We start from the raw sequence: 12,029 nt of genomic DNA, 5'->3' as shown, positions 1-12,029 counted from the left end.
TCGAGCGGCTTGAAGGCGACGAGCGGCTGTCGGGATACCAGTACCTGCCCGCGATCAAGGCGGACCTGCTGAGCCGGCTGGGTCGTCCCGTGGAGGCCGCCGCGGCCTACCGTCAGGCGTTCGACCTAGCGGCGAACGAGGCCGAGCGCGCGTTCCTCGGTCGTATGGCTCGGGCTGAGGAACCGCGAGGTGGCGGAGCGGCTAGGGCTGGCTCAGGGTTTCGCTAGTGAGCAAGGACCGAGATCGCTACCTGGTCGCTGCGCCGCGCCGTTTTTTAGCCTTTAGCCGTGCCTACCGCTTGCGGGCCTTCCAGACTTCTTCGCATGGCCATCGCCGCGCCCAGTCGAGGGTGACGAACGGATACGTGGTGGTGGCGCCGGGCCCGGGCCGTAGCTCGAGGAGATCTTCCACCTCCAGCCCGCAGCCGCGCAGCAGCCGGATCATGTCGCCGTGGCCGAGGTGGAACTCCACCGACTCATCATCGGGCCATTCGAACCGGTGCATGCCGAAGAACGGCCGCAGCAGCCGGTCGGTGGCGGGCTGATCTTCGGCGTCCGGCACGGTGAGCATCAGCAGCACCGAGTTCAACAGGAAGATCAGCTCCCCGCCGGGGCGCAGCAGCCGGGCGGCCTCGGGAATCCAGCGGTATGGATCACACCAGATGCTGGCGCCGTATTCGGAGATCGCCAGGTCGAAGCTGGCGTCGGCGAAGGGCACCCGTTCGGCGCTGGCGTGGACGAGCGGGAACCGCAGCCCGAACCGGTCCTGCAGCTGACGGGCGGTGGCCAGTTGCGCCGCGGAGTTGTCCAGGCCAGCCGGTCGCGCGCCGCGGCGGGCCAGCCAGGCCGAGATGTACCCGGTGCCGCAGCCCAGCTCGATGCTGTCCCGGCCGGCCACGTCAGCGGACAGGAGGCCGACCTGTGCCTCAGGGATGCTCCACAGGCCCCAGCTCGGCTCGGCCGCGGCCCACCGGCGCAGGCCCGGTCCCGCGTAGTCGGCCGCCCACCGGTCCCACGCTGCACGATTGCGCAGCACATGATCAGCGGTCCCAGTCACAGCCGTCAGCATGGGTGTCTGTCCGCCACGTCGTCAACTCAATATCCTCGACGCCGTGATCGCACTCGGCGGCGTTACCGGGCGTGGCTATGCCGGGTCGTCGTCTGCCATGTAGGAGTGGCCTGGCCAGTACGGCCATTCCTCGAACCAGGTGGCACGGCCGTCACCGGCGAACCGGATGATCCACAAGTCGCGGTATTCCTGGTCAGGCGGATCTCCGTAGTGGACCTCGGCCCGGACCACCGCCACCGGTTCGTCGACCGCAACGATGTCGGTGGTCATCGTGAAGACCTCGTCCGGGTCCTCTCGTTCCTCCTCCCACATCCGCTTGATCGCGTCCAGGCCGGTAACGGGCTGTTCGTAGGGGGACTGCGAGTAGACGGCGTCGCCGGTGAACAATGCCGCCAGGCCGTCGGCGCCCGGCGCCCGCCACGCGGTCTCGTATCCCGCCAGCCACTTGCCCACCGATTCACGGTCAATCACCTGCCTCATGATGCCCCTGCCGCCACGCCGGCCAACCGGTGGGGTCCCGGCGGTGGGATCATGTGCGCGTGCCGGACGACAACCTTTCCTGGCCTGAGGTCGCTGCGCGCCTTGCCGCCGCGCGTAGCTACTGGCTGTGCACCACGACGCCCTCGGGTGCCCCGCACGCGGCCCCGGTGTGGGGAGTGGTGCTGGACGGCACCCTGTACCTGTACACCGAGCGCCGCACCGTGAAAGCTCGCAACCTCGCCGCCGACCCGCGCCTTGTGGTGCACCTGGAAAGCGCTCAGGACGTGCTGATTGTGCGCGGCACCGCCGAGGATATTGGAACCCCTGCCCAGGTCCCCGAGGTGGTGGCGGCCCTGTCGGCGAAATACCCCAGCGAGGAGGACCGGCAGTACCTGCCGGCCGCCGACCCCGCTTTCGACGTCGTCTACGCCATCAGACCGCAGTCGGCGAGGACATGGCGCCTGCCCGATTTCGAGGGCTCACAGCGCGGGTGGAGATTGCCGCCCGGGCCGTAGGACCCCGAGAATGGGCGGGTGCCGTATTTCGCCGGGCCGGTAGCCGACGAGCGCGACGCGCTGCTGACCTTTCTGGCGGTGCCACGCACGGCGCTGCGGGCAGCGGTGTTCGGGCTGACCGACGAGCAGGCGCGCAGCCGTCCGGCCGTCAGCGCCCTGTGCCTGGGCGGGCTGGTCAAGCACGCAGCCCGCACGGAGCGCCGGTGGGTTGTCGCCGGCATAGCCGGGCAGCCGCTGCCCGGACTGTGGCCGATCGAGGACTGGCCGGCCGACTTCCAGCTGACCGGGGAGGAGTCTCTGGACGGCGTGCTCGGCTACTACGCCGAGACGGCGGAGCTCACCGCGCGGATCGTCGCGGCAGTCGGTGACCTCGGGCAGCCGTCGGCAGTCAACCCGGAGCAGTCGGTCCGCTGGGTGCTCTTCCACCTGATCCAGGAGACCTCGCGCCATGCCGGGCATGCCGACATCATCCGCGAGGCGCTCGACGGCAGGCGCGGCGGCCAACTGCTGGATGCCTACGAAGCCGGATAGATGGCAGCGATCCGGCTCGGAACCCCCGCTGACCTGTCGGCATGTTCCGGTGTCTATCGTCGGGCGTCGTTGTCCAACGCAGGCGACCGTGACAACCTGCTGGCACACCCGGAGTACCTGATCCTGGGACCGGAGGGACTGGCCGAGGGCCGCATGTACGTCGCCGAGGAGGATGGTTCCGTCGTCGGCTTCGCCACCTGGGCCGGAGAACCTGGCGGCACCATCGAGCTGGAAGACGTGTTCGTTGACCCGGACTGGAGGCGGCGCGGGATTGCCACTGCCCTGCTCGGCCACGTCGTGGACGTCTTGCGGGCACGGGGCGTCCGGTACCTGGAGGTGACCGCCAACCCTCATGCGGAGGGGTTTTACAGCGCCGCGGGATTCACCGACTGCGGCGTGGCCGAGACGGTCTTCGGTCCCTCGCCTCGCAAGCGGCTGACGATCGACTGATGATGGGAGCACGTTCGCCTGGAAAGGAGCCTTGATGGACAACCGATTCGAGGTCACGGTGAGTGCTGGGACCATGAGGTCCGACTCCAGCGCCGCCGTTCGCTTCCCGCACCGATGGACCCCCGGCGGCGTCACCGTGGAGGCCGATTTCACCGGCGCGCACCTGCTGCATCTTGCGGCGGCCGGCTGCGTCCTGAATGACATCTACCGCGAAGCCGAGTCGCTGGGAATCGACGTGAGCGGGGTCCGCGTGACCGCCGCGGGCGGGTTCGACACGACGACCTGGCAGTCCACGGGCATCGACTACTCGGTCGAAGTCAGCTCCGATGCCTCCGCCGATAAGCTCGCGCACCTGCTCGAGGTGGTGGATCAGGTGGCGGAGATTCCGCAGGCCATCCGAGCCGGCGCCAGCGTCCGGCGGGCCAGTTCTTGCTGACCACGCTCAACGTCCGGCTTCTCCCGGACGGGCGTCTCGCTGCGAAGGCCTACGGCCGGCCGGCTGCCGCGCCGCCCGCCCGCACCGGTGCGCCCTACTGGATGGAAGGGTGAACTTCGTGACGCCCGAACCTCACGATCCCCGGGATCCGCTAGGTCTCGCGAGTGACGCACCGCTGCTGGATGGCTGGCTGCGGTTTCGCGCTGCTGTCGATGCGGGCACCACGATGCCGTTCACGATCCCGGGCCACAAGCAGCGTACGCACCTCGTGGGCGACGTGGTGCGCGGTGATGTGCCGCTGTATGCGGGCCTGGACACCATGAAGCAGGACGGTGGGTTGCTGGTGAAGGCCGAACAGCGGGCGGCGGCCGCCTGGGGCGTGGACTGGTGTCGGCTGTCCGTCGCCGGCGCAACGCACGCCAATCAGGCCGCCGTTCTCGCCCTCGGCAGACCCGGGCAGGACGTCGTCATCACCCGTACCCTCCATCGCTCGCTGCTGCTCGGCATCGTGTTGGCCGGACTGCGGCCAGTGTGGGTCCGGCCCGAACTGGACGCCGCCACCGGGCTGCCCGGTGCCGTGCCAGTCGCCGCCGTCGAGGCCGCACTCGCCGCGCACCCCGGCGCCTGCGGCGTCGTGCTCGGCGATCCGTCGTACATCGGTACGCGCTCCAACATCACCGCGCATGCGGCAGCCGCGCACGCCGCCGGCGTGCCGCTCGTCGTGGACGCCGCCTGGGCGGCCCATTTCGGATTCTCACCGGCGGTGCCGTCGCACGCGCTCACCCTCGGCGCAGATGCCCTCATCACTAGCGCGCATAAGACGTTGCCGGCGTGGAGCCAGGCCGCGCTGCTGCTCGCCCGCACCCGGCGATCCGGCGGCCTGCTCGACCCCGACCGGCTGGAGCGCGGCTTCGACGCCACCCATACCACCAGCCCGGCCGGAGCGATCCTCGCTAGCACGGACGCCGCCCGGGCGTTGCTACAGCACCACGGTGCCGACCTGATTGGCCGGCTCGTCGAGTTGGTGCGGGACGCCCGCGAGCGGCTCGCCGCCGTCCAGGGGCTCGCCGTCGTGACCGACCGCCCGGACGGGCACCCCGCCGGACCGCTCCACGTCGACCCGGCCAAGCTCGTCGTGCTGCTCGCCGGTACCGGCGCACACGGGCACGCCGTCGAAGCAGACCTGCTCGCCGCGGGCATTCCCCTGGAAATGGCCGATCGTGACGTTCTGGTCCCCATGGTGACACTGTCGGACGACAAACCCTCCGTGACCCGCCTGGTTGACACCTTGGTGGCCGCTATCGAGAAGCACCGCGGCGAACCGCGGAAGGCTGCCCCGGCCACCGCGTGGACCGTCGAGCCAGCCACCGCGACCGACCCTCGCAGCGCATTCTTCGCCCGCCACGAGACCGTTTGCGCGGCAACCGCCGTGGGCCGGGTGAGCGTCGAACTGATCGCTCCGTACCCGCCGGGCGTCCCCGTCCTCGCACCAGGAGAGGTGATTTCCGCGGCCGCGCTCAACGCACTCCAAGCTACGCTCGTCGACGGCGGCCGTATCGCCTATGCGTCCGATCCGACCCTGGCGACTATGCAGGTCATCGCCAGCTAGCCCCGTCGCCGCGTCCTTACTGGCGATCTCAATTGCACCAGCCGGGCGTGCGGCAGCAACCAGCCGGGCGGCCATAGGCGTCATGGTGCCCGGTCTGATGCTTCTGACGATCATCGGCGCCGAGGCGGCGGGACGCGAACGATAGCATCTGTGGACAAGGACAGCTACCCGTGGGTGCCGGTCCATGAGTGAGGCAAGCTCCGTTCATCGTCGATTAGGAGCCACCGACATGACCCTCTTCCAAAGAGCGCACGACATACTCGCGGCCAAGACCAACAAGGCGCTCGACGCCGCGGAGCAGCCCGACGAGATGCTGGATCTGTCCTACGAGCAGATGCTCGATCAGCTCACCAAGGTCCGCCAGGCCCTGGTTACCGTCGCCGCCTCGCGCAAGCAGATCGAGCTGCAGGAACAGCAGCTGCAGCATTCGGCTGATCACCTCGAAGAGCAGGCCAAGGCGGCACTGGGGCTTGGCAAGGAGGACCTGGCACGGGAGGCCCTGCAGCGCAAGGCGGCGGCCCAGACGCAGATCGACGGCATGGAATCGCAGCATCAGCAGCTCAACGAGGAACAAGAGAAGCTCGAGCAGACGCTGGCGGCGCTGCAAGAGAGGGTCAACCAGTTCCGGACGCAGAAGGAGACACTGAAGGCCCAGTACACCGCGGCGAACGCGGAGGCCTCAGTGAACGAGAGCGTCGCTGGAATCTCCAGCACGCTCGGGGATTCAGGCGCGGCGTTGCAGCGAGCGCAGGACAAGATCGCCAACATGCAGGCGCGGGCCGGCGCGCTGGACGAACTGCTCCAGTCTGGCGTGCTCGAGGATGTCGGCGGCGACACCGACGACATCCAGAAGGAACTCGACGAGGCCGGATCGTCGGCCGACGTGGACCGCGAACTCGCCACGCTCAAGGCCCAGATCGGTCCGGCCAGCCCGACGCCGGAGCTGCCAGCGGCTGATCGTTAGCGGATTACGCGTGGAAGGTCGTGACGGGCACCCCTGCAACCGTGGCTATCGCGGCGCAGCGGCTGACCGGCAGGTTACGACGCAGGCCGGGAGCCGGATCACGCTCAGCGGCTGGGCCTGGCCGGTGCTGCCGCCGGGCGACCATGTCCGGACCTGGCCACGGCCGGGCCCGCCGCGGGTCACTTGCCGGCGGCCGCGGATTGGGGTACCTACGGCGGGGGTACCAGTAGGCACACAGACGGTGCTGTGCCGATGTGCGGGGAGGGCCGGATGCGGATCAGCGAGGTGCTTCGCGTCAAGGGCGCGCACGTGGTCACCGTCCCCCCAGACACGACGGTGCGCCGTCTGCTGGCGGTGCTGGCCGAGCACCAGATCGGCGCGGTGGTCATCTCTGCCGATGGCGCGTCGGTCGACGGGATCGCCAGCGAGCGGGACATCGTGCGGGCGTTGGCCGTGCGCGGCGCCGCGGTAATGTCTGCGCCGGTCACGGCCATCGGCACCGCCGATGTGCACACCGTCACGCCGGACACCGCGCTGGAGGACGTCGCGCGGATGATGACCGAGCGGCGGGTGCGGCACGCGCCGGTCGTGGTGGACGGCGCCCTGCGCGGCATCGTGAGCATCGGCGACGTGGTGAAGAGCCGCATCGACGAGCTGGAAACGGAGCGGGCCGCGCTGACCGACTACATCACAGGCAGCCGCTAGCACCCCGGATCCGGCGCCGCGCTGCGGACGCACTTCAGTCAGCCGCTCACCATCGCTGCCAGCCTCGACTGCCCCGTGCGCCGGATGCACGGTGATGCCGCCAATCGTCATCATCTGCGGGGCGGCTGCCTGCTGTGCGGGAGGCCTTCCCATGGCCCGGGCTGCGCTGAACGCCGCGGTATGCCGCGCTTCGCGTGCCATGCGCTACGGCGGGCCCGCGTAGAGCCGGCTCGCCGTCGCGTGATCTCGCGGGCCGCCGCAATACCCCACGCCGCAGACTAAAGCTATGACCATCCAGCTCATCAACCCGGCGGACCTGCCCCCTCAGGCCACCTATACCCAAGTCGTCGTCGCGGCCGGGACCGCCATGGTGTTCATCGCCGGCCAGGAACCTGAAGACGTCCACGGCAACTCGGTCGCCCCCGGCGACCTTGCGGGCCAGGCCCGCCAGGTCTACGCGAACCTGGGCCGCGCGCTCACCGCGGCAGGCGCCCGCCCCGATCAGGTCGCCAAGCTCACCATCTACGTGGCGGGCTACACATCGGACTACCTGCCGGTCATCGAGCAAGCCAGGGTGGAGCTATTCGGGCGCCACAAGCCCGCCGACACGCTCATCGGCGTAGCGCGGCTGGCCCGGCCCGAGTTCCTCATCGAGGTCGACGCGATCGCGGTGAAGTGAGGATCCGCCCGCTGCCGGAAGAAGGCGCGCCAGCCGAACGCCGGGGCCTCGTCGAGCCTCGACCCGGCCAGGGAACCACGCGTGACCCCTACTCCGCGTGATCGGCGTCCGCCGGGCATCTGGTAACGCTAATAGAGTGGGCATATGGCGGAACTAGGAGACTACAAGATCAATTATGAGCCGTTGTTCGGTCCGCTTCAGCTCATCGACGTTGGTGAGGTGATCAAGAGGGCGGACCACCCCTGGTACAACCAGACCCTGATAGAGGTTGGCGGTGTCTCGCTCCGCCTGGGCGTGTTCGCGGGTGGCGAGTACCACTGGCACAAGCACCAGGAGCAAGACGAGTTCTTCTACGTCATCGACGGTCGCCTGCGTATCGAACTCGAAGGTCGTGACCCAGTGGAACTGGCTGCCGGTATGGCATTCTCGGTTCCGCGCGGGATGCTGCACCGTCCGGTGGCACTCGAGCCCACGCGGGTGCTGATGATCGAGGAATCCGGAGTAGCAGTCACCGGCGATTGACCGGCCGCGACAAGCCCGGCAACCAGGCCCGGAGCTAACATCCGCCTGATTACGCGCGCCTCGAGGGCGGTCCGGGCTCTTGAGCCGGCGCGTACAAAGCAATCCGTTATGCGCAGTCGGAGTCACGAATTCCTGTGGGCATTCATATTCGGCCGCAAGACGCCCCGGCTCAACGTCAAGGCCCCGCACCGGTGCCCGCCCGCGAGGATGGCGGCGCGGGCGGCGCGCCGCCCCGCCGGTGAGTTTTCTACATACGGCCTTCACAGGAACTGCACGGCGATTTCACGCATCGCCGATAGGTATGGCTAACCACCGATCAACGGCACAGCGCGTGCGCCGGGCATATGCGGCCTGGCGCGAGCGACTGGGGTCGGCGGGCAGGACGTAGGCTGGCGCTGGTACCCGGGGGGCCGGAGCTGACGGCCGCCGGGGTGGCCCCGGCGGCCGAGGTTCCACACAAGCAAGGGAAGAATTCCGAGATGATGCCTCTTCCTGTCGTGCTGGCCGTGGACGAGGGCCGGGACGCCCTCGGTGCCGTCGAGGCTCAGCTGATTCAGCGGTACGCCCATGACTATCGCGTCGTCTGCCTGGGCGATCCAGGCGTGGCGCTGCAGAAGCTGACGGAGCTGGCGCACGCCGGAGAGGATGTAGCGCTGGTACTCGCCAGGATGCCGTGGCCGGATGTTGCCCGCGGCGGGCTACTTGAGCGCGTCCGGGAGCTCCACCCGCACGCAAAGCGCGCGCTGCTGGTTCCGCCGGATGTCTGGGCGGACAAGTCGACCGCGGACGCGGTACGTGCCTCGGTCGGCTCCGGCGGCGCGGACTACTACGTGGTCAGGCCGGCAGGCTCGCCGGATGAGGTCTTTCACGAGGCCGTTTCGAGTTTTCTCCTAGAGTGGGCGACCGAGCGGCGCACCGTGCCGCACACCGTCCACATCGTCGGCGAGGCCTGGTCGGGCAGAGCCTACGAGCTCAGGGAGGTCTTCGGGCGCTGCGCGGTCCCGCACGCCTTCTGCCTCGCGGACTCGGATGAAGGACGTGAGTTCCTGGCCAAGGCAGGCCCTCACGCGAAGCTTCCGCTCATGGTCCTTCCCGACGGCCGTGTCTTGAGCGACCCCTCCAATGCTGAAATCGCGGAGGCTGCCGGGGCCCCGCGCGACTTCGACGAGGTCAGCTACGACGTCGTCATCGTCGGCGCGGGCCCGGCGGGCCTGTCAGCAGCCGTCTACGGCGGCGCCGAGGGGCTGCGCGTCCTCGTGGCCGACGAAGGCGGGATCGGCGGACAAGCCAGGTCTAGCTCGCTCATCCGCAACTACCTGGGCTTCCCCAAGGGAGTCAGTGGCAGCCGGCTTGCCGAGCAGGCCTACGAGCAGGCATCTGTGTTCGGGGCAAGCTTCGTGTTCATGCACCGGGTGACCGCGCTCGCCCGTTCAGGACAGTTGCTGGCTGTCTCACTTGCGGGCGGCCGGCGGGTGACCGCCAGAACGGCAATCCTCGCCACCGGTGCCACCTACCGTCGCTTGGGTGTACCCGCGCTGGAGGCATTGCATGGCGCGGGCGTCCATTACGGTGGCCCGGTCTCCGAAGCTCCTGCGGTGAGCGGCAAGGAAGCTTACGTTGCTGGCGGCGGGAACTCCGCCGGCCAGGCGGCCCTGCATCTCGCACGGTACGCGAGACGGGTCGTCCTCCTCGTGCGTGCACAGTCACTCAACGCCGGGATGTCGGATTACCTCATCCGGGAAATCGAGGCCACGCCGCATATAGATGTGCACACCGGCACTGCAGTGGTCGGCGGAGGCGGCGAGGGCCGTCTGCAGCAGCTAGTGCTGCGCGATAGCCGCACGGGCGAACACAGGACCGTCGCGGCCGACGCGTTGTTCGTGCTGATCGGAGCACATCCCCACACCGACTGGCTGCCCCCGCAGGTAACAAGAGACGCTGACGGGTTCCTGCTCACGGGCGAGGAGCTCCCGGACGGCTGCAACTGGCCGCTGCAGCGCCGACCGTACTCGCTTGAGACAAGCATGCCAGGTGTCCTCGCAGCCGGAGACGTGCGGCACTCTTCGGTCAAGCGCGTCGCGTCCGCGGTGGGAGAGGGCTCGATCGCCATCCAGCTCATCCAGACTCTCCTCGCCGACAAGCGGCTGGGCGCCGGGCGGCCGCCGGAGACGGCGGCTCCAATGGCCGACGGGTCTCCTCCCCGTAGGCTCACGGCACAAGGCGAGCGCACTTCCAGCCAGGCGGAATGAATCCGGAAGTCCCCTCTAGCACCGGCGCTTGCCCAGGCTCTCCCGACCACCCTGGACATCGGGAATCCGTGCCCCGCCATCCACCCGGGCCAAATCACCAGGCCCGGGCAGGGTACGCAACTCGGTCGCATTGGTGGATCAACCAAGAACTATGCAGCGAGCCTGGAGCGGGCGAGGCATGACGGCTAGGCGATTAGCTGCAGATACTTGAATGCGCACGGGTCTGGCGCTGTGGGTGGCAGAGAGAGAGGCACATGACCGAGCCTGAAGAGCCCCAAGCTGAGGCAGCCGACTACGACATCATGCCGCTTCTCCAGCCGCTCCAGGTTCGCGGCTTGCAGTTGCGGAACCGGTTCGTCATGCCGGGCATGCAGCGCTACTGGTGCGCTGACGGCGCACCGGACCAGCGGCTGCGCGAGTACTACCGCCGCCGCGTGCTGGGCGGCGTTTCACTGGTTATCTCCGAGTCGTGCGCCGTCGATCACCCGAGCGCCACGAAGAACCCCACGTTCGCGCGGATCTCACCCGGCACGCGCGAGGCGTGGCGAAGGTGCGTCGCTGGTGTTCACGAGGCCGGCGGCGCCATGTTCTTGCAGCTGTGGCACCAGGGCGCGGTCAACTACGGCGGGGACGCGGAAAGTAATCCGGACTTCGTCGCGCTGAGCCCGTCTGGCCTGTCGCATCCGGGTGAGACGTTCGGCCGCGCCGCCACGGAGGCTGAGCTGAACAGCATCAAGCGCGCCTTTGTCCGAGGCGCCCTTGACGCCGCGGAGATCGGTGCCGACGGCGTGGAGCTCCACGCGGCCCACGGTTTCCTGCTCGACCAGTTCCTGTGGCCGGGGACCAACCTGCGCACCGACCGGTACGGCGGGCCGGCGATCACCGGTCGCGCGACGTTCGTCGCCGAGGTGGCCCGGGCGGTGCGCGAGGCGACCGGGCCTGACTTCGCCATCTCCATCCGCATCTCGCAGTGGAAGGAGTCCGACTATGACGCGAAGATCGTCAGGGAGGCTGGCGAGCTCGGGCAGCTGGTCTCCATGCTGCGGTCAGCGGGAGTGGACATATTCCACGCGTCGACGCGACGGTTCTGGACGCCCGAGTGGAAAGGCTCGGACCTCGGCCTGGCGGGCTGGGTGAAGTCGTTCACCGACGCGCCGGTCATCGCCGTTGGCAGCGTCGGCCTCGACATCGACGTGATGGCTTCGCTGGACGGCCAGGAAGGCCGACCGACCGGCGCAAGCCGGATTGCCGAGCTGATGCGCCGCTTCCAGCGCGGCGACTTCAACCTAGTCTCTGTCGGCCGCAGCCAGATCGGCGATCCGGAATGGGTCACGAAGGTCGCTGATCACCGGATCCCTGACATTAGGCCGTTCCGCTCAGGCGACCCCTGGCTCAGCCACGACGTCGTGACGACGTGACGATCAGGATGGGCAGCTTGAGTCCCCTATGACCACGCGCGATCCGCCGCTGTGCGCGGCAGCTGCTCCATGACAGGTCCGCCTCGAGTCCGCGCAGAGCTGGCCGATCTGGGCGCGTCCGTGGTCGGCTATGAACTCAGCTCATAGCCGCGCTTGAGCCCCGCGCGGGGTGGTGGCGTAGTCCTCGATGCAGGTCGCGACCGCCGTCTTGGCCGCCGTACCGGTGCAGGCAGGGCCGCGGCGCCGCTGGCATGTCTATGGGCTGGCGGCGTCTCCTGCCGGATGGGGTGCCGAGCCCGCGAGCGGGGTGTCGTCGAGGTACCTGATCTCGTAGACGCGCTCGGTGAACTTCCAGCCGCCCGACGTGCGCTGGTAACGGTCGTGGTAGATGCCATAGTTCAGC

13 protein-coding genes and 1 pseudogene are annotated in these 12,029 nt (G+C 68.8%); 12 read left to right on the top strand and 2 right to left on the bottom strand.

All coding sequences use genetic code 11. The features are described from left to right. Positions 1-227 (top strand): annotated as a pseudogene (locus tag WA805_RS05930) (hypothetical protein); the annotation flags it as partial. Between the two features lie 64 nt (positions 228-291). Here the strand turns inward: WA805_RS05930 and WA805_RS05925 are convergent. Together WA805_RS05925 and WA805_RS05920 are read right to left on the bottom strand one after the other, a co-directional pair. Continuing rightward, entirely contained in the window at positions 292-1,056 is a 765-nt protein-coding gene (locus WA805_RS05925) for a class I SAM-dependent methyltransferase (protein WP_424563139.1), read from the bottom strand. Between the two features lie 87 nt (positions 1,057-1,143). After that, positions 1,144-1,539, bottom strand: a complete 396-nt coding sequence (locus WA805_RS05920) for a YybH family protein (RefSeq protein WP_422284745.1) — start codon at positions 1,537-1,539, stop codon at positions 1,144-1,146. Between the two features lie 68 nt (positions 1,540-1,607). Between WA805_RS05920 and WA805_RS05915 the strand changes: the two genes are divergently transcribed. From WA805_RS05915 to WA805_RS05865, 11 genes are all read left to right on the top strand, one after another. Further along, a complete protein-coding gene (locus WA805_RS05915; RefSeq protein WP_422275177.1) occupies positions 1,608-2,063 on the top strand; it encodes a pyridoxamine 5'-phosphate oxidase family protein in 456 nt (151 codons plus the stop codon). Positions 2,064-2,081: 18 nt separating this feature from the next. Further along, a complete protein-coding gene (locus tag WA805_RS05910) occupies positions 2,082-2,594 on the top strand; it encodes a DinB family protein (RefSeq protein ID WP_422275179.1) in 513 nt (170 codons plus the stop codon). Between the two features lie 69 nt (positions 2,595-2,663). Next, positions 2,664-3,044 carry a GNAT family N-acetyltransferase gene (locus WA805_RS05905; RefSeq protein WP_422340254.1) on the top strand — a complete coding sequence of 127 codons (381 nt, stop codon included), beginning with the start codon at positions 2,664-2,666 and terminating at the stop codon, positions 3,042-3,044. 34 nt (positions 3,045-3,078) lie between these two features. After that, entirely contained in the window at positions 3,079-3,480 is a 402-nt protein-coding gene (locus WA805_RS05900) for an OsmC family protein (RefSeq protein ID WP_425240029.1), read from the top strand. Positions 3,481-3,589: 109 nt separating this feature from the next. Next, positions 3,590-5,089 carry an aminotransferase class I/II-fold pyridoxal phosphate-dependent enzyme gene (locus tag WA805_RS05895; protein WP_425241832.1) on the top strand — a complete coding sequence of 500 codons (1,500 nt, stop codon included), beginning with the start codon at positions 3,590-3,592 and terminating at the stop codon, positions 5,087-5,089. A gap of 229 nt (positions 5,090-5,318) precedes the next feature. Next, positions 5,319-6,053, top strand: a complete 735-nt coding sequence (locus WA805_RS05890; RefSeq protein WP_422275187.1) for a PspA/IM30 family protein — start codon at positions 5,319-5,321, stop codon at positions 6,051-6,053. 270 nt (positions 6,054-6,323) lie between these two features. After that, a complete protein-coding gene (locus WA805_RS05885; protein ID WP_422275189.1) occupies positions 6,324-6,758 on the top strand; it encodes a CBS domain-containing protein in 435 nt (144 codons plus the stop codon). A gap of 286 nt (positions 6,759-7,044) precedes the next feature. Beyond that, positions 7,045-7,437, top strand: a complete 393-nt coding sequence (locus WA805_RS05880) for a RidA family protein (RefSeq protein WP_422275191.1) — start codon at positions 7,045-7,047, stop codon at positions 7,435-7,437. 144 nt (positions 7,438-7,581) lie between these two features. Next, entirely contained in the window at positions 7,582-7,959 is a 378-nt protein-coding gene (locus WA805_RS05875) for a cupin domain-containing protein (protein WP_422275193.1), read from the top strand. Positions 7,960-8,438: 479 nt separating this feature from the next. Further along, the gene (locus WA805_RS05870; protein WP_425238606.1) at positions 8,439-10,208 is read left to right on the top strand and encodes an FAD-dependent oxidoreductase; all 1,770 of its coding nucleotides are present in this window, start codon (positions 8,439-8,441) and stop codon (positions 10,206-10,208) included. Between the two features lie 254 nt (positions 10,209-10,462). After that, complete coding sequence (locus WA805_RS05865) at positions 10,463-11,626, top strand: 12-oxophytodienoate reductase (RefSeq protein WP_422275197.1); 1,164 nt, start codon at positions 10,463-10,465, stop codon at positions 11,624-11,626. The last annotated feature ends 403 nt before the right edge of the window (positions 11,627-12,029 follow it).

Source organism: Trebonia sp., from assembly GCF_049794275.1.
GTDB lineage: Bacteria > Actinomycetota > Actinomycetes > Streptosporangiales > Streptosporangiaceae > Trebonia.
The sequence above is the reverse complement of the archived record's forward strand: the minus strand, read 5'-3'. Positions and strand labels throughout refer to the sequence as shown.